This window comes from Weizmannia sp. FSL W8-1119, assembly GCF_038008605.1.
GTDB lineage: Bacteria > Bacillota > Bacilli > Bacillales > Bacillaceae_C > Weizmannia > Weizmannia coagulans.
This window is the reverse complement of the sequence record NZ_JBBOZL010000001.1, coordinates 2,012,795-2,030,451: the sequence shown is the minus strand read 5'-3', so window position 1 is coordinate 2,030,451 and position 17,657 is coordinate 2,012,795. Positions and strand designations below refer to the sequence as shown.

Here is a 17,657-nt window from a genome sequence, read left to right as displayed (position 1 = left end):
AATGAAGATGCCTGAAATGTGCATCCCTTTTTTATTGCTCCGATCGCGGCTTGCCCTTCTTCGTTTTTCCCGGCGGGGGAAGTCAGCTCCCAATTCCAAATTTTTTCAGCTTCTGATACAGGGTGACCCTTGAAATGCCAAGTTCTTTTGCTGCGGCGGATTTGTTCCCGCCTGCTTTGCGCAATGCTTTTTCAATGAGCTGTTTTTCCATATTTTCTTTTTCCACAGGCAAAGTGCCGCTTTCCGGGATGGCACTTCCGGACGGTTGGGTTTCATTTCCCTGGAAAAAGCGGAGAAGGGAGGCGCGGTCAATAAACGGCTTTTCTGATAGGATCACCATCCGTTCCATTAAATTCCGGAGCTCCCGGACATTCCCTGGCCAATGATACGCTTGCAGGAAAGAAAGGGCATCAGGGGCGAGTTCCGGTTCAGGCATCTTGTACTGGACGGCAAATTGTTTCAGAAAGTAGCGGGCGAGGACAGGAATATCGTCTGTGCGCACCCTTAATGGCGGCATCGTAATTTGAATAACATTTAACCGGTAATAAAGGTCCGACCTGAATGTCTTTTCTTTCATCATTTTTTCAATGTCTTGGTTGGTGGCGGCAATAAAACGGACATTGATTTTCCTGCCCGAAGCGTCGCCAATGCGGTAAATCACTTTTTCCTGCAGCACGCGCAGCAGCTTCACCTGCATATCTAGCGGCAGTTCGCCGATTTCGTCCAAAAACAGCGTACCCCCGTCCGCTTCTTCAATTTTTCCCGCTTTTCCTTTTTTCTCCGCACCCGTAAACGTGCCAGGTTCATAGCCGAATAATTCGCTTTCAAACAGGGCGGAAGGGATCGAGCCGCAGTTCACCGGAATAAAAGGGCCGTTTTTCCGCGCGCTTGCTTCATGGATAGCGCGCGCACATATTTCTTTCCCGGTGCCGGACTCGCCGAGAATAAGCGTGACGGCATCCGTTTTCGCCGCTTTCGCCGCAATTTGGATCGTATCCCGGAGCGCGCGGCTTTTCCCCTTTAATTTGGAAAAAGGCGTTTCTTCATAGCTTGTGTACATTTTTTGGCGCAGTTCATTCAGTTCTATGGAAGTGGAGACGAGATTGTCGTTCAGCCTAACAATCTGGGTGATATCGCGTTCCACGGATACCGCGCCGATCAGCCTGCCGCGGTTGTCAAAAATGGGCCGCGCATTGACGACGACATGCTTGTCGGGGCGGGGCCGATGATATTGGTCGGTGATACGGGCTTTTGTCCGCAGCACTTTGAGCACCATTAAATCATCATCGCGAAAAAAATCGGTAATTTTTTTGGTTAAGATCATTTCTTTTGGAATATTGTAGGTCCGGACGGCGGCATCATTCCAATAAATGACTTCCTTTTTTTCGTTTACGATCGTAATCGCATCATTTTCCGCCGATAATACCGCCTGCAAATAAGACAGTTCATTTGCCATTTCCGTCTTCCTCCCCTTTGTCGTGTAAAGGTATTGTACATTCGATTTACAATTGTGTAAATATATTGTACATAGAAAACGGTTTATTTTTTTGCGGATATAGGGAAACAGGGATGTTCCGGAAGTTGGCATGATTCTTGCATGGTATTAAGCCAGAACGAGGATGAAGGAGGTTTTTTCATTGGTCTTGCCTTTTAAACATGAACCATTAACGGATTTTAACCAGCCTGAAAACGTACAGGCGTTTCAAGCGGCACTTGAAAAAGTGCGTGCGGAACTCGGGAAGGAGTACCCGCTTGTAATAAACGGAGAACGGATTTTTACAGAGGATAAGCTCGTATCCGTCAATCCTGCGAATAAAGAACAGGTTGTCGGGAAAGTTTCGAAAGCATCGAAAGAACTGGTTGACAAAGCTTTCGAAGGCGCCAATGAAGCATTTCGCAGCTGGCGGAAAATGGCACCCGAAGCGCGGGCGAATGTGCTGTTCAAAGCCGCTGCGATTGCGCGCCGCCGCAAACATGAGCTGTCGGCGTGGCTTGTGTTTGATGCCGGCAAGCCGTGGAGCCAGGCGGATGGGGATACGGCGGAAGGAATCGACTTTTTGGAATACTACGGCCGCCAGATGCTTGAGCTTGCAAAGGGGCAGGAAATGGAACAGCGTGAAAATGAGCACAACACTTATTTTTATCAGCCGATGGGGCCGGGGGTGACCATTCCGCCGTGGAATTTTGCTTTCGCCATTGTTTGCGGCACGACGGTTGCCCCGCTTGTTGCCGGGAACCCGGTTCTGCTGAAGCCTTCGGAAAGCACGCCTGTTATTGCATACAAACTCGTTGAAATTTTGGAAGAAGCGGGGGTTCCGAAAGGCGTGCTCCAGTTTGTGCCGGGCGATCCGGCAGAAATCGGCGATTACCTGGTGGATCATCCGTCTGCCCATTGGATTAACTTTACGGGTTCCAAAGCAACGGGCCTGCGCATTTATGAACGGGCTGCGAAAGTGCAGAAGGACCAGCACTTTTTAAAACGGGTCGTTGCTGAAATGGGCGGCAAAGATACGATTATTGTCGATAAAGAAGCGGATCTCGATCTCGCCGCAGATGCGATTGTCCAGTCGGCATTCGGTTTTTCCGGCCAGAAATGTTCAGCCTGCTCGCGGGCAGTCGTGCATGAAGACGTATATGAAGAAGTGCTCGAAAAGGCGATCGCCCTTGCGAAAAACGTAACCGTCGGCGACCCGTCCGAAGAAAATGTGTACATGGGTGCTGTCATTAACGAAAAGCAGTTTAACAAGATTAAAAGTTATATAGAAATCGGCAAAGAAGAGGGCAAACTCGTCTTTGGCGGGGAAACGGATGGCGAAAAAGGATTTTTCGTTTACCCGGCGATTTTTAAAGATGTAAATCCAAAGGCACGGATCATGCAGGAAGAAATTTTCGGGCCGGTTGTCGCTTTTGCGAAAGGAAAAGATTTTGACGAACTGCTTGAAATTGCCAATAATACGGAATACGGTCTGACAGGCGCCGTCATTTCGAAAAACAGGGAGCATTTGGAACGCGCCCGGTACGAATTCCATGTCGGCAACCTGTATTTTAACCGGGGATGCACGGCGGCCGTTGTCGGTTACCAGCCGTTCGGCGGTTTTAAAATGTCCGGTACCGATTCGAAAGCGGGCGGCCCGGATTATTTGAAGCTGTTTATGGAAGCAAAGTCTGTATCGGAAATGTTTTAACGGGAGGGAAGGCGATATGGCAAATTTGACGAGGGATTTTTTCATCGGCCTTTCAAACAGCAGGTTTTTAAATAAAAGTGCGCAAAAATGGGGTTTTCGGTTCGGTGCTGAAAAATTTGTTGCGGGGACGGATATTGATTCCGTCACCCGGACTATCCGGGAAATGAATGCCCGCGGAATCAGCTGCACCGTTGACAATCTGGGCGAATTCGTATCGGAAAAATCGGAAGCGGCATCGGCGAAACAGCGCATCCTGCAAATGCTGGACAGGATCCATGAGGAGAACATGGACTGCCATATCTCGGTGAAACTGACCCAGCTCGGGCTGGATATTGACCGCACGTTTTGCCTGCAAAATATGGAAGACATTTTGGCGCGTGCAGCGGAATACGGGATTTTCATCAATATTGACATGGAAGATTATACCCATTTTCATGCTACAATAGAGGTGTTGAAAACCCTGCTTGAAACGTACCAAAATGTCGGAACAGTCATCCAGGCGTATTTGCGCAACGCCGAAGCGGTTATGGATGAACTGAAGGATGTCCGGCTCAGGATTGTAAAGGGCGCTTACAAAGAAAGCGAGACAGCCGCTTTTCAGTCAAAAGCGGAAATTGACCGGAACTATGTAAAGCTTGTAAAAAAACGGCTGCTCGGCGAGGCATATACGTCCATTGCCACCCATGACCACCACATCATTCGCGAACTGGAAGCATTTATTGAAGAAAACCAAATCCCACACAGCCGGTTTGAGTTTCAGATGCTGTACGGATTTCGCCAGGAGATGCAGTATGAACTGGCGAAAAAATACCATTTCACGACGTACATGCCGTTCGGAAATGACTGGTTCGGCTATTATATGCGGCGCCTTGCCGAACGCCCGCAAAATGTGAACCTGATTGTAAAGGATGCACTGTATACAAAAGATAATAAATTGAAAAAAGAACCGCTTCTCACCGCTGCCCTGACCGCTTCGCTTTTCATGCTGTGGCGACGCAAAAGGAAGAGGTAAGAAAAAGGCCGCTCCGCAAAGCAACCGTGCCCCGGGCGGCCTTTTCTATTTCATTTTGTTGATTTGTATTTCTATCCCGGCCGCGCCGTGCCTAACCCGGCATGGGCAAGCTATCAGTAAATTGTGCCACAACGGTGAAAACCAATGGCACGGACTCCTCTTTTTTTATTTTCCCGCACGGTTAAGGACTTTCCAGTTTGGACCAACCCAATTATGCATATTGGACTTCTTTCGGTTCAATTTTTGTAATCGAAAACATGTTCATTGCTTCCATTACATCACGTATACGTTCAATCGTAGCGCCATAGTATTCATTTCTTTCATCCCTTGATACTTGAGACGGGGCCACTCCCAGTCCGAAGATTATTTTTCAATAGTTTGACCGTATCGGAATTTGTCGAATGAATTTAGTGGATTTTTGGCGAACTTTATCTATATAATTTATTTAAAATATTAAAACAAAAAAGGGGGGAATAAGCTAATGAATAGAAAAATTAAAATCTGTATTTTTTCATTCATTGCATTTGTAATGACAATAGTTGGTTATGGAGGTACGTCTAAAGCATTGGCAGATGACTCTGAATCAGAAGTTTCAGCAGTTTATGATATTAAAAATGGCGATCCCATAGCGGTTTCAAAAAACCAATGGGATGAATATCAAGAGGTGCAGGATTGGGAGGATGAACCCGATGTTCCATCAACCTATTTAAAAAAAGCTGTTGACATTTCCGAAAGACGTGCATGTATGGGTGGCTGGGCTTATTCCGCAACAAAACAAGGATATGCATTTTATAAGATAGTGGAGGGAACTCATTACCTTAATAGAACAAAAGACAATGTGACTATAACATCAACATTTACTGGTACACATTCCAAAAGCTCAACAGCAAGTGGAAAATTAGGTGGTGGTTGGAAACCTGTAAGTGCTGAAGTGGGATATAATGCCGACCGGACAGTATCATGGTCTAAATCTGATTCAGTGAAAATAACTGTCCGTCCTAAATATGAAGGATGGAATGATTATGGAACAAAACGTGATAAATGGTATGGCACGTATTACTATCTAAGCAATAGTTGTGTGCAATCAAAAAACGTTCAGCTCACCGTGTATATTCCGAAAGTGAAAGCAGTCGTTGCACACACAAAACATTTATAGATGAGGGGCAACGACCATGACACGGCCGATTTTTAGACACGCTTGTACAATTTTTGTGATGCTTCCCATTCTATTAAACGGTTGTTCAGCAAGTCATTCCGGTAACCAGGTGAAGCATGAAATACAGCCAAACCACACCAAGGCCAAGGAGAATAGCCAAGCGGCGTCCCTTAGTCTTGACCAAATGATGATGACTGAGGCATCAAAAGACGAACAGCAAACACCGCTCGATACCGTTACCCATGTGGTTAAATGGAAGTTTTCAGATGAAAAAGATGTTGTTCCTTCTAAGAAGAATATATTATGGGAAACCCATTTGGGAAGCGAAGCGGTCGTAGCAACCAAAGTACCAAAACTTAAAGATTCAAGATTGAATCTGTTTGCCCTGTCCTTTCATGACGGTAAGTGGGGAATAAAAAACGTGACAGATGCCCCTATTGATCGTTTGGAAGATCATGTTAAAGGTTTAACGCTTCCTATGCAAAAATATGCTGTAATCACCTCAGATTTTGATGGAAAATCGATATGGAACATCACAGACGGGAAAAGAACAGTCATGATTGCACTGTATCCCCAATTTTCCTTTTCCATGCCTGAAGGAACGAAAACCATTCCGTTTAAGGGCGATGAGGCTTTTGTAAATACTCGATCGAAAACGCAATCCTTGTTTTATTATTTTGACCAGGAAAAACTGATTTGGATCTATGGTGATTTGTCTGAAAGCGAAATCATAAAATTGGCTAATTCACTGCCAAGTGCTGGATCTCCCAGTTTTCCCGAAGCATCATCATAGACCCAAACCGGGAATGCCATCTGAGAAAATGTGATGCAGTGGTTTTTTATGATCCTCGATTAAGAGGGGAGGGCTTGGAAGTCTGAGGGCCATATCTTTCTGTTGGCTAATTTTTCACCTGTTTATAAATTTGTGTCTCAGAATATAAAAAAACCCCGGAACCAGAGCGGTTTCGGGGTTTTACACATTACCTGGAATAGAACTCAACGATTAACGATTCGTTAATTTCAGCCGGCAGTTCCGAGCGTTCAGGGAGGCGGCTGTAAGTCCCTTCAAGCTTGTCTGCATCAAAAGAAAGGTAATCCGGAACGAATGTCGTTGTTTCGATCGCTTCTTTGATAACATCAAGGTTGCGGGATTTTTCGCGTACGCCGATCGTTTGCCCCGGTTCTACACGGTAAGACGGGATATCGACGCGTTTGCCGTCAACGAGAATATGCCCATGGTTTACGAGCTGGCGTGCCTGGCGGCGTGTGCGGGCCAAACCCAGACGGTAAACAAGGTTGTCAAGGCGTGATTCCAAAAGCACCATGAAGTTTTCACCATGTTTCCCTTGCATTTTGCCGGCTTTCAAGAAAGTGTTATGGAATTGGCGTTCATTTAAGCCGTACATATGGCGAAGCTTTTGTTTTTCCTGCAATTGCAAGCCGTATTCAGACAATTTTCTGCGCTGATTCGGGCCGTGCTGCCCGGGTGCATAAGGGCGCTTCTCCAATTCTTTTCCGGTACCGCTTAAAGAAATCCCGAGACGGCGGGACAATTTCCAGCTTGGACCTGTATAACGAGCCATGAAAGACTCCTCCTTTGTTTTTATTTTGTTGTAAAATAAAAACAGATATCATGGACACTTCTTCATGCGTATTTTGTTTTCATGTACCATCGCCCCAGCAGCAGAGGGTTACACGATACACCTTGCATTCAGGCAAGGAACAAAATACAAACACAAAGCCGTCCAATAAGGCTGCATTATTTTACACAACGTTGATTATATGTTTTTAAAGATAAAAAGTCAACAACAAACGCAAATTGGGCTGTGTTGCGACAAAAAATTTTCACATTCCGTTCGCGCGGCTTCATAACAGGACTTAAGACACAATATATACAGTATATCGGTTAGGCAGACTGTACATTTATAGTTCTTTTGCATTATAATGGTATTAATTTGACCGGTTTTTAACATTTTTACGTCTCCCGTGCAGTTTTTTGTTTTAATATTCTTCATTTTTAAGGCTCGCGCTTTTTATGCGTTTTTCGCTTTTATACGGAAACAGGGTCAGGGTGATTAGGAAATGGAAAAGAAAGAAAATCATTTAATCCTATATTATAAGTCCCGTTTACTGGATTTAATGAATCTTGAGGCAGCAAGTAGCCTGGATGACTGGGTGGCGGTCGTGGCAGAAGTGCTCAGCGCTGATCATATCGTGTATTATAAGCCGGACAGCGAGAACACAAAGTTTTACAAAATATGCGGCTTTTACAATCCTTTCCGGCATGACGTCGAACTTGTCGTGCCATCCGGAAAAATTAAAGCTTTAAAAACAGCCTCCCAGGTTGTCACAAATGGGAAACTGAAAAAGGATCCTTATTTAAAACAGTTTAACATTGCTTTTTTTATTCCGGAAAAAAACATGGAGGATGGCTGCCTGCTTCTTTCCATTCCAAACAGGATGTTCGGGGAGCTGTCTGACGCGGATTTGCAGGCGTTTGTCAGGGAAAGCCGGAACTTCCTGCAGCTGAAGTATGAGTTGTCTGTTGTCGAAGCCGACAGAAAGCGTTACATCGAATTATTCCAAGTGACCGGAAAATTCCATTCTTCCATGGATACGGATACGATCCTTGCAGAAATCATTTACACGCTGAAAAGGCTGTATCCGGTTTTTGAATACACCTTAATGCTGTCGGACGATTATCACCACAATCTTGATTTGCCGATCAAATCGCTGCAATATGATGCGGTCGACGAAATGGCGCTCGAATCATATGTAAACGGCCAGGTCCACCTTGCCACGGTATGGCGGACAAACGAAACGATGCTTTATGCGCCGCTAAGGGGAAAGCAGGGCGTGTATGGCGTGCTGCAGGTCATCACTTTTACCAACTATGAATTTAATCGCAGCGATTTGGAATTTATCAGCCTGCTGGCCAATACGGCGGGAAGTGCGCTTGAAAATGCCAAGCTGTACCAGCAGTCGATGCAGTCCATTGAAGAACTCCGCCTGATCAATTCGGTTTCCCGCCAGTTAAATAAAAGCGCGAATTTAAAAGAAACCGTCGATTTTTTAATGAAACAGATCTCCAGTTCATTTGATACCCAGGCAATCGGGTTCGTGATGATGGAGAATGGGAAAATGGACCTACTTGAAGGTAGCAGCCCCATTTTTGAAGAAAAGGAAGGCGCCCGTTATCTTGAATTTGCAAACCGTTCGTTTGCCGAAAAGAAAGAATCCCTGTTTATCAGCAATTTAAACCGGCGCTTTCCCGGCAGGAACTATCGTTTTTCTTCGCTGATGGCTGTCCCGATTATCCAGGAAGATGATTTAAAGGGGTTTTGCCTTGTTCTTCATGAAGCGCCTTACCATTTTTCTTTCGACAGGTTCAAACTTTTTCAGTCGCTTATTTATCAGTCGGGCATGGCCTTAACCAACTCCATGCTTCGCGAGCGGCTTGAAAAAATGGTGATTACCGATCATCTCACCCAGCTGTTTGCCAAAAATTACTTGAACAGCCGGATGGAAACTTCTATTGGTGAAGATGAGCAGGGCACGCTGATTTTGCTCGATATTGATGACTTTAAAAAAGTCAATGATACATACGGCCATCAAACCGGGGATGAAATTTTGATCCAGGTTGCAAAGCTGATCAAAGAAAACATTCGTTCAACCGATATCGGAGCAAGATGGGGCGGAGAGGAAATGGCGATTTATCTTCCCGGCGTGCCGCTTCAAACAGGGGTGCAGGTCGCCAAAAGGGTGCTTGCGGCTGTTCGGAAAAATACAAATCCTCCGGTTACCATTTCCTGCGGGGTGTCGTACTGGAATAAAGAGATGAATGAAACGGCGGAGTCCCTCTTTAACAGGGCGGACGCCGGATTGTACCATGCGAAAAGCCTCGGGAAAAACCAGGTTGTCATCAGCGATATGGAAATGAAATCCAATTAGGGCGCACTGCAGCTGATTTCTTTTGTCAGCCGCCTTTAAAACCCCCCTTGCCGGATCCGGCAAGGGGGGCATTTTTTATGCATTTCGTTATTGTTGTAATATCTGCTTCAGGCCACAAACCCCGGCTGCCTGTGCCAAGTTCGTCCGGCCTGCGGATTTTGGGTTTGGGCATGGGGCTTTGCCAGCCAGTATCTTTTGCCGCCCTGATTTTTCAGCCTGCGAAACCGGCCTTACAGCACTTTTTCCAGCGCAGCGGCAAAAGCTGCCAGCCCTGCCTCATCTTCTGCATCAAAACGATTTTTTTCCGGGCTGTCGATATCCAAAACGCCGACCACTTCCCCGTTTTTCATAAGCGGTACGACAATTTCAGACTGGGAAGCGGCGTCACAGGCAATATGGCCTGAAAACTGCTGGACATCGGCGACCCGGAGCACCCGTTTTTCTTTCCAGGCTGTCCCGCACACCCCTTTCCCATACGGAAGCCGCACACAGGCCGGCAAACCCTGGAACGGCCCGAGGACGAGTTCATCCCTGGATGCGAAATAAAACCCAACCCAGTTCACCCGGTCAAGAAACTGGTTTAACAGCGCTGTAGCATTGCTTAAATTGGCAATTTTGTCCGGTTCGCCTTCTGTGAGCGCGATCAGCTGTTTTACGACAAGATCATACTTTTCTTTCTTCGTACCCTGGGCATTTTCTGCATGAAACATTGCCATCATCCTTACATCAGCAAATTTTTTAAAAACGGGGCGGGATTTTGTCGGAAAGTTTTTAAAGGAACCCCGACCCGGCATATGGAATAGTACGGAATAGAATATTTTTAACACAAAAGGGGAAGCCCGGCAAGCAAAAAAGAGGAAAGGGTGGAACAAATGGACGGAAACAGCAGCGAAACAAAAGAAAAAATATTCAATACGGCGATTGCTTTATTTCATACGAAGGGCTATAAAGGAACGACGATCAGGGCGATTGCGGCTTCCGCAAAAGTCAATTCGGCCAATATTTCCTATTACTTTAACGGCAAGCAGGGGTTGCTGGAGGCGTGCTTTATCCGCTTTTTTGAACCGTATATTGCCTGCCTTGAAGAAGAAGTGCAAAATCTTTCGGAAGAAGGATTAAAACGGGCGGCCTTCCGCATCCTGCACTTTCAAAGCGAAAACCACCTGCTGTCCAGATTTGTATGGCGGGAAGTCACCGTTGATTCGCAAATTGTCCGCGAAATTTTGTCCACTTATTTCATGAAAGAGCGTTATTTATTGAAAAAACTTGCCAAGGCTTGGTGCGGGCCCGGAATCCAGGCGGGCAAACTGAACTTTCTCATGATTCAGCTGAAAAGCATGCTGTCGATGCCGTATTTAAACAGCCAGTACATTCGGGAAGTATGGGGCATGCAGCCGGAAGAACCGTATTTTGCCGAAAAATACGGCAAATCGGTTGCCGAATGGCTGGACAGCATCCGGCAAAACGCGGGGGCGCAGCCGGAACCGCTGCTGCTTGAAACCGCTTTTTAATGTGCCGGCCCGGGCCGGCTGTTTTTAAATGCCGGCAGCTTTCCGAAAAAGCCCGCCGCCGTGCAAAAAATAAGCGCCGGCTTTTTTTATTTTGGGTGCGGAAAAAACCTTCCCCAAAATGAATCGAAAAATCTCGAATTTCATAGTCAAATATTGTCATTACATGGTATCATAGAATAAAAATAAACATACATGCCTATGGATATCGGGAAGGATTGCTCCGGTATTCATACATACATAATGAGCGGATATTAAGGTTTGATTTGTGGACGAACGGGAGGCTTTCAAGTTTATGATGTATGGCATCATTGGCGCTATTCTTTTGTTGCTCGTTTTATTGACTTGCGGTTTTTTTATCAGGAGGCAATTTTATAAAGAGATTGACAAGCTTGAAGCATGGAAAATTGAAATCATGAACCGGCCTGTCACTGAAGAGCTAGGAAAAGTCAAACGGCTCAATATGGGCGGGGAGGCGGAAAGTTTATTTGAAGGCTGGCGCAAAGACTGGGAGGACCTTTTAAACGAGGAACTGCCGGCAGTGGAAGATAAGCTCTTTGAAATCGAGGAGCACACCGACAAATACCGTTTCAAAAAGGCGAAAGAAGTACAGGCGGGAGCAGAGGCGATTCTTCAAAATGCGGAACAAAAAATAAAAGATATACTGGACGGCGTCAATGAACTGATGGATGCCGAGAAAGAATCCCGGAAAGAAGTGGAAGAACTCGGGAAAATCTTCAAAGACTTGAAGAAACAGCTCCTGACACGGCGCCATACATACGGAAAAGCCATTAAAAGCCTCGATTTGAGAGTGGACAGCCTGGCGGAGAAATTTGTCCGTTACCATGAACTGACGGAAGCCGGGAACTATTTGGAGGCAAAGAAATTAGCCGATGAACTGAAAGCAGAAACAGAAATGTTGCAGGAGGATGCCGGGAAAATTCCGGATTTGCTGGCGGAAACGGAATCGCTTTTGCCGATGCAGTTTGCAGAATTAAAAGAGGGCTACAAAGAAATGGCTGCACAAGGCTTTGCGCTCGATCACCTGCAATTTGATGAAGAAATGAAGGAACTTACAGAGAAGCTTTCGGCTTACCGAAAACAACTTGAACAGGCTGACACAGCGGATGTCGAGGAAGGCATCCGGGAAATCAAGGAAAGAATAGAAACGATTTACGATATTTTAGAAAAAGAAGCGTACGCGAAAAACTATGTGCTCAAGCATTTCCGCGAAGTGAAGGATATCCTGGATGAAGTACGGGAAGAAAACAAGCGCCTCAAAACAGAAACAGAATCCGTGCAAAAGACATACCAGCTGCATGAGGAAAACATGGCTGTTCCTGCTGAACTCGAGAAACAATTGGAGAAACTGGCCGCGCGTTTGGCGGTCCTTGAAGTAAAAATTCCCGAAAACGAAACGATTTATTCCGTGTTAAGCGAACAGCTCAAAGAAATGGAAGGGCAGATTGAAAAACTGCGGGATGACCAGAAGACGTTTAACGAATTTTTGCAGAACCTGCGGAAAGAAGAAATGGAAGCACGCGCGAAGATCGCGGAATTGAAGCGGACAATCCAGGATATGCGCCGCCTTGTCGAAAGAAGCAATATTCCTGGGCTGCCGGACTCGTACCGTACCCTGTACGAAGCGGCCTGGAACGCGATTCGTGACACTGCCGAAAGCCTCCATGCCACGCCGCTAAACATGGAGAAGGTCAACCGCCATCTGCTGGAGGCGGAACAGGCAGTCGGAAACTTTGAAAAAAGCACGAAAGCTTTAATGGAAAATGTGCAGCTTGCTGAAAAAGTGATTCAATACGGCAACCGTTACCGCGCTAAATATAAGAAAGTGGCGGACGGGCTAGAACGCGCAGAAGCGGCTTTCCGGCGCTACGATTATGAGAAGGCGCTTGAAGAAGCCGCAACGACAGTGGAAGCGGTGGAGCCCGGCGCATTGAAAAAAATTGAAAAAATGCTGGAAACTGAAGAATTACTTTGAAGCAAACGGAAAAAATACGGAGCACTCCCCGTTTTTTTCGTTTGCTTTTTTCTGCGCCTTTCAGCCGGCAGGCAGGCCTTTCATGCGGCTGATGCCAAACAGACGCACTCGTTTTTTGGCGCCTGGTTCTTTAACCTGGTAAACAGGCACGGGTGAAGACCTTTGAGCCTTAAGCAATTCATTTTCTGTCTGAACGGGTACAACACGCACGGTCGCAGGGCCATTTCCGCCCCATTCTGGAGATTAAAGACCAGTGCCGCGAAAGAAGCGGCGCGGAGACCGGGATGGGCGGCGCATAACGGGAGTATATCGGTTGTAAGCTCGTTATCCGGCATGGTATATTAGGCAATGATGCAGGTCTGGATCCAATTTTATGCCAACAGAGGGTGTTCAAATGATTTACTTTGACAACAGTGCCACAACGAGGCCTTATCCGGAAGTGCTGGATGCTTTTGTGAAAACATCGGAAAACTATTTTGCAAATCCCTCTTCCCTGCACAGCCTCGGCGCGCGTACAGAGAAACTTCTCACGCAGGCAAGACGGCAAATTGCGAGCCTTCTCGGCGCAGACGAGAACGAAATTTTTTTCACATCCGGCGGCACGGAAGGCAATAATCTGGCGATTAAAGGGACAGCCCTCGAGTACCGTTCAAGGGGGCGCCATATCATTACGACGGCTGTTGAACATGCATCTGTTTTTGAAACATGCCGGCAGCTGGAAGAATGGGGCTTTCGCGTCACGTATTTGCCGGTTGACAGGAGCGGAAGAATCAAACTGGACGATTTAAAACAGGCCATCACGGATGAAACGATTCTTGTTTCCGTGATGCATGTGAATAACGAAGTAGGAACAGTGCAGCCGGTGGAAGAAATCGGGCAGCTTCTCAAAACTTACCCGAAAATCCTGTTTCATACAGACGATGTCCAGGGTTGCGGAAAAGTTCCGCTTTCCCTGCATGATGCCGGCATCGATCTTTGTACGGTTTCCGCGCATAAATGCCATGGCTTAAAGGGAACCGGGATATTATATAAACGGGCAAATCTCCGCCTGTCACCGCTTTTAACCGGCGGGCACCAGGAGAGGGGCTTGCGCAGCGGCACCGAAAATACAGGCGGAATCGTTGCAGCCGGAAAAGCGCTCCGCCTGGTCCATGAAAAATTTGAAGCCGGGGCGGCAGAAAGAACGGCCCGTATCCGGGATGCCCTGATCGAAAAACTTCAGGAGATGCCTGCTGTGACAGTCCATACCAATCCGGCTGTTTCAGCGCCGCACATCCTGAATTTTTCCGTCCGCGGCATCCGCGGCGAAGTGCTCGTGCATGCGCTTGAAGAGGAAGGCACTTATATTTCCACAACAAGCGCCTGCTCTTCAAAAACGCGGGAACTGAGCCGCACGCTTCTTGCCATGGGGGTTTCCGAAGACGAAGCCGAATGGGCGGTGCGCGTGAGCCTTTCTTATGAAAATACAATGGAGGAAGCGGAACGTTTTATCCGCATATTAAGGCAAACAATCACAAATTTACAACAAGTGTTGGGGAGAAATCAATGAACTATGACCGCATTTTAATCCGTTATGGGGAACTTTCGACAAAAGGGCATAACCGCCAGTTTTTTATCCGGCATTTAAAAGACAATGTCAAAAAAGCGCTCAGGCCTTTTGGCGGCATTGAAGTCCAGGCGCTGTACGACCGCATGTACGTGCTCTTGCATGGCGCAGACGGCGGGCAAGTCATCGATATTTTAAAATCAATCTTCGGGATCCAGTCATTCAGCCCGGCCGTCCGCACCCGGAAACAGCTCGAAGACATCGAGCAGGCGGGGCTCGAACTCGTCCGGCAAAACTTTGCGAAAGGCAAAACCTTCAAAGTGTCAGCCCGCCGCGGCGATAAAACATTTGAATACGATTCGAATGATTTGAACCATCTCGTCGGCGGCTATATTTTAAAGCAGCTGGACGGCATTCAAGTCAATGTAAAACAGCCGGATATCGAGCTGCTTGTGGATGTCCGGAAAAACGGCGTCTATTTGTCCACTGAAGTGATAAAAGGATCCGGCGGGCTTCCTGTCGGTGCGTCCGGAAAAGCGATGCTCATGCTTTCGGGCGGTATTGACAGCCCGGTTGCAGGATACCTCGCGATGAAACGCGGCGTGAAAGTGGAAGCGGTCCATTTCCACAGCCCGCCGTTTACAAGCCCGCGTGCAAAGCAAAAAGCGCTTGACCTTGCGCAAAAAATTTCCGCCTACAGCGGCTCCATGAAAGTGCATATTGTCCCCTTTACAAAAATCCAGGAAACGATCCATAAAGGGGTTCCGGAAGGCTATTCGATGACCGTGCAGAGAAGGGTGATGCTTGAGATTACCGACCGGCTCCGTAAAATTCATAACGGGCTTGCGATTGTAACCGGCGAAAGCCTCGGCCAGGTTGCCAGCCAGACGCTCGACAGCATGGTTGCAATCAATGATGTCACAACGACACCAGTGTTGCGGCCGCTTGTTTCGATGGATAAGCTGGACATTATTGATATTGCCCAAAAAATCGGCACATACGACATCTCAAGCCTTCCGTATGAAGACTGCTGCACGATTTTCACGCCGCCTTCGCCGAAAACACGGCCGAAACTCGAGCTTGCGCGTCTTTACGAAAGCCGCCTCGACCTGGAACCATTGATTGAAGAAGCGGTGCAAAATACGGAGGACGTCTTTATTACACCAAATGAAACGGCGCAGGAAGAAGATTTTTCTGAGCTGTTATAAAATCCAGTAATTGGCAGCACCGCCAATAAACTTACAACATGATGCCATGTGTTTATGCGCAATCTATACTCACAAGGAGGTGAGACACATGGCACAAAGCAACAACAGCAACCAATTGCTTGTAAGCGGTGCTGAACAAGCACTGGACCAAATGAAATACGAAATCGCTCAGGAATTTGGCGTAAACCTTGGTGCTGATACGACTTCCCGCGCAAACGGGTCTGTCGGCGGCGAAATCACGAAACGCCTTGTTTCGATGGCTGAACAACAATTAGGCGGTACTTCCCGATAACTGAATGAAGAATGGATAGAGAAGCGGGCCTGAATCGGGTCCGCTTCTACTTGTTTTTGGCGTAAATTTGTATCATATTTTTTTAATATCAGGTATAATAATGAGGTACTAAAAAATTCTGGAGGCGATTCGCTTGCGTCGTAGTGACCTGATTGCGCCACAAACATACAATATAGCCGAAGAAATTGAGAAATATGCCCGGGACCCGCACAAAGTTGCGCTGATTTGGGAAGACAAAGAAGGCATGCACAGAGAAGTCACATATAAAGAATTAATTGAAAATGCAAACCGGACCGGCCATGTCTTTTTGGAAAGCGGGCTGAAAAAGGGAGATACCATACTTGTCATGGTTCCGCGTATTGTAGAAGCATACGAAGTATATCTCGCTGCAATGAAATGCGGCATCGTCCTTTTACCGGCCTCGGAAATGCTGCGGACAAAAGATCTCGACTACCGGATCGAAACAGGGGATGTAAAAGGCGTTGTCGCCCATTATTCATGCACCGCACAGTTTAAAGATGTCCGCGGCATTGAAAATTTGAAAAAATTCGTAATTGGAGCACCGGAACCGGGATGGGCGTTCCTGGATGAAAAGAAAAAAGCAGCCCCTTGTGAACTGGAAATCTTCAAAACGTCAAAAGATGATATCGCCATTTTGTCCTATACTTCCGGGACAACCGGCAATCCGAAAGGCGTTATCCATACGCACAGCTGGGGATATGCCCATTTGCGCACGGCTGCCCCGAACTGGCTTGGCATTCAAGAAGGCGACCGTGTTTGGGCGACGGCCGCACCGGGATGGCAAAAATGGGTGTGGAGTCCGTTCCTTTCCGTTCTCGGTTCAGGCGCAATCGGGTTTGTTTACAACGGCCGTTTTGACCCTGAAAAATATTTGTCCCTTTTAGATGAATATGAAATCAATGTGCTCTGCTGCACACCGACTGAATACCGTTTAATGGCAAAAGTCGATGATTTGTCCCAGTATCATCTGAAAAGCTTAAGGAGCGCGGTCTCAGCCGGAGAACCGCTGAACCGCGAAGTCATCGATGTTTTCCAAAACCATTTCGGCATCACGATCCGCGACGGTTACGGCCAGACGGAAAGCACGCTGCTCGTCGGTTATTCCCTTGATACGCCGTTGCGCCCGGGTTCAATGGGCAAACCGTTTCCCGGGAATGAAGTCGAAATCGTAAATGATGACGGGAAGCCGTGCAAACCGGGTGAAACCGGCGATATTGCCGTCCATAGAGACACGCCTGCGCTTTTTAAAGGCTATTATAAAGAGCCAGAGCGCACGGCCAAGCAGTACCGCGGCGATTACTTCATTACAGGGGACAGGGCAAGAAAAGACGAGGACGGTTATTTCTGGTTTGAAGGCAGGCGGGATGATATCATTATTTCTTCCGGCTATACGATCGGACCGTTTGAAGTCGAAGATGCCCTTGTCAAGCATCCGTATGTGAAAGAATGTGCCGTTGTTGCAAGCCCGCACGAAATCCGCGGCAGCATTGTGAAAGCTTTTGTCGTTTTAAAAGACGGCATCAGCGAGAATGTGCCGGGTCTTGTAAAAGAACTGCAAAACCACGTCAAACAACTGACCGCGCCGTACAAATATCCGCGTGCAATTGAATTTATCAAGGAATTGCCAAAAACGGCCTCCGGCAAAATTCGCCGTGTCGAGCTCAGGCAGCAGGAATGGAATAGATAAGAAACGAAAAGCCGGGCATTTTTTTTCAAAAAATGCCCGGCTTTTTGTTTTAATGTCCCGGATCTTCAAGTAGAATAAAAGAAAAACCAAAAAAG

At 47.0% G+C, this 17,657-nt stretch carries 14 protein-coding genes; 11 read left to right on the top strand and 3 right to left on the bottom strand.

Annotated features, from left to right (window positions below; genetic code table 11):
• Positions 1-82: 82 nt before the first annotated feature.
• The gene (locus NSQ19_RS09970) at positions 83-1,456 is read right to left on the bottom strand and encodes a sigma-54 interaction domain-containing protein (RefSeq protein ID WP_014097716.1); all 1,374 of its coding nucleotides are present in this window, start codon (positions 1,454-1,456) and stop codon (positions 83-85) included.
• A gap of 181 nt (positions 1,457-1,637) precedes the next feature.
• On the opposite strand from NSQ19_RS09970, the gene pruA reads away from it, so the two are divergent.
• The 4 genes from pruA to NSQ19_RS09950 all read left to right on the top strand — a co-directional run bounded on the left by pruA (position 1,638) and on the right by NSQ19_RS09950 (position 6,146).
• Complete coding sequence (pruA, locus tag NSQ19_RS09965) at positions 1,638-3,185, top strand: L-glutamate gamma-semialdehyde dehydrogenase (protein WP_014097717.1); 1,548 nt, start codon at positions 1,638-1,640, stop codon at positions 3,183-3,185.
• A gap of 16 nt (positions 3,186-3,201) precedes the next feature.
• Entirely contained in the window at positions 3,202-4,197 is a 996-nt protein-coding gene (locus tag NSQ19_RS09960; protein WP_340702791.1) for a proline dehydrogenase family protein, read from the top strand.
• A 481-nt stretch (positions 4,198-4,678) separates the two neighbouring features.
• Positions 4,679-5,353 (top strand): hypothetical protein, encoded by a 675-nt coding sequence (locus NSQ19_RS09955; RefSeq protein ID WP_013859953.1) that lies wholly within the window; start codon positions 4,679-4,681, stop codon positions 5,351-5,353.
• Between the two features lie 16 nt (positions 5,354-5,369).
• Positions 5,370-6,146 (top strand): hypothetical protein, encoded by a 777-nt coding sequence (locus NSQ19_RS09950; protein ID WP_013859952.1) that lies wholly within the window; start codon positions 5,370-5,372, stop codon positions 6,144-6,146.
• A 187-nt stretch (positions 6,147-6,333) separates the two neighbouring features.
• On the opposite strand, the gene rpsD is transcribed toward NSQ19_RS09950, so the two are convergent.
• Complete coding sequence (gene rpsD, locus NSQ19_RS09945) at positions 6,334-6,936, bottom strand: 30S ribosomal protein S4 (RefSeq protein WP_013859951.1); 603 nt, start codon at positions 6,934-6,936, stop codon at positions 6,334-6,336.
• A gap of 499 nt (positions 6,937-7,435) precedes the next feature.
• Between rpsD and NSQ19_RS09940 the strand changes: the two genes are divergently transcribed.
• Positions 7,436-9,304, top strand: coding sequence for a sensor domain-containing diguanylate cyclase (locus tag NSQ19_RS09940; RefSeq protein ID WP_340702790.1), 1,869 nt, complete (start codon positions 7,436-7,438; stop codon positions 9,302-9,304).
• A 230-nt stretch (positions 9,305-9,534) separates the two neighbouring features.
• Here the strand turns inward: NSQ19_RS09940 and NSQ19_RS09935 are convergent, their stop codons facing one another.
• A complete protein-coding gene (locus NSQ19_RS09935) occupies positions 9,535-10,014 on the bottom strand; it encodes a GAF domain-containing protein (RefSeq protein ID WP_340702789.1) in 480 nt (159 codons plus the stop codon).
• A gap of 162 nt (positions 10,015-10,176) precedes the next feature.
• On the opposite strand from NSQ19_RS09935, the gene refZ reads away from it, so the two are divergent.
• From refZ to mbcS, 6 genes are all read left to right on the top strand, one after another.
• Positions 10,177-10,815 carry a forespore capture DNA-binding protein RefZ gene (gene refZ, locus NSQ19_RS09930; RefSeq protein WP_019720711.1) on the top strand — a complete coding sequence of 213 codons (639 nt, stop codon included), beginning with the start codon at positions 10,177-10,179 and terminating at the stop codon, positions 10,813-10,815.
• A gap of 292 nt (positions 10,816-11,107) precedes the next feature.
• Positions 11,108-12,808 (top strand): septation ring formation regulator EzrA, encoded by a 1,701-nt coding sequence (ezrA, locus tag NSQ19_RS09925; RefSeq protein ID WP_340702788.1) that lies wholly within the window; start codon positions 11,108-11,110, stop codon positions 12,806-12,808.
• Positions 12,809-13,202: 394 nt separating this feature from the next.
• On the top strand, positions 13,203-14,357 hold the full coding sequence (locus NSQ19_RS09920) for a cysteine desulfurase family protein (RefSeq protein WP_019720714.1): 1,155 nt from the start codon (positions 13,203-13,205) through the stop codon (positions 14,355-14,357).
• Complete coding sequence (gene thiI / locus NSQ19_RS09915) at positions 14,354-15,562, top strand: tRNA uracil 4-sulfurtransferase ThiI (protein WP_035188423.1); 1,209 nt, start codon at positions 14,354-14,356, stop codon at positions 15,560-15,562. The genes NSQ19_RS09920 and thiI overlap by 4 nt, the downstream gene beginning before the upstream one ends.
• A gap of 88 nt (positions 15,563-15,650) precedes the next feature.
• The gene (locus NSQ19_RS09910; RefSeq protein WP_013859944.1) at positions 15,651-15,854 is read left to right on the top strand and encodes an alpha/beta-type small acid-soluble spore protein; all 204 of its coding nucleotides are present in this window, start codon (positions 15,651-15,653) and stop codon (positions 15,852-15,854) included.
• 133 nt (positions 15,855-15,987) lie between these two features.
• A complete protein-coding gene (mbcS, locus tag NSQ19_RS09905; RefSeq protein ID WP_340702787.1) occupies positions 15,988-17,562 on the top strand; it encodes an acyl-CoA synthetase MbcS in 1,575 nt (524 codons plus the stop codon).
• Positions 17,563-17,657: the final 95 nt, after the last annotated feature.

Coding starts and splice junctions, on each gene's coding strand:
- NSQ19_RS09970 (WP_014097716.1), bottom strand. CDS start 1,456: ATGGCAAATGAACTGTCTTATTTGCAGGCGGTATTATCGGCGGAAAAT.
- NSQ19_RS09960 (WP_340702791.1), top strand. CDS start 3,202: ATGGCAAATTTGACGAGGGATTTTTTCATCGGCCTTTCAAACAGCAGG.
- NSQ19_RS09955 (WP_013859953.1), top strand. CDS start 4,679: ATGAATAGAAAAATTAAAATCTGTATTTTTTCATTCATTGCATTTGTA.
- NSQ19_RS09950 (WP_013859952.1), top strand. CDS start 5,370: ATGACACGGCCGATTTTTAGACACGCTTGTACAATTTTTGTGATGCTT.
- rpsD (WP_013859951.1), bottom strand. CDS start 6,936: ATGGCTCGTTATACAGGTCCAAGCTGGAAATTGTCCCGCCGTCTCGGG.
- NSQ19_RS09940 (WP_340702790.1), top strand. CDS start 7,436: ATGGAAAAGAAAGAAAATCATTTAATCCTATATTATAAGTCCCGTTTA.
- NSQ19_RS09935 (WP_340702789.1), bottom strand. CDS start 10,014: ATGTTTCATGCAGAAAATGCCCAGGGTACGAAGAAAGAAAAGTATGAT.
- refZ (WP_019720711.1), top strand. CDS start 10,177: ATGGACGGAAACAGCAGCGAAACAAAAGAAAAAATATTCAATACGGCG.
- ezrA (WP_340702788.1), top strand. CDS start 11,108: ATGATGTATGGCATCATTGGCGCTATTCTTTTGTTGCTCGTTTTATTG.
- NSQ19_RS09920 (WP_019720714.1), top strand. CDS start 13,203: ATGATTTACTTTGACAACAGTGCCACAACGAGGCCTTATCCGGAAGTG.
- thiI (WP_035188423.1), top strand. CDS start 14,354: ATGAACTATGACCGCATTTTAATCCGTTATGGGGAACTTTCGACAAAA.
- NSQ19_RS09910 (WP_013859944.1), top strand. CDS start 15,651: ATGGCACAAAGCAACAACAGCAACCAATTGCTTGTAAGCGGTGCTGAA.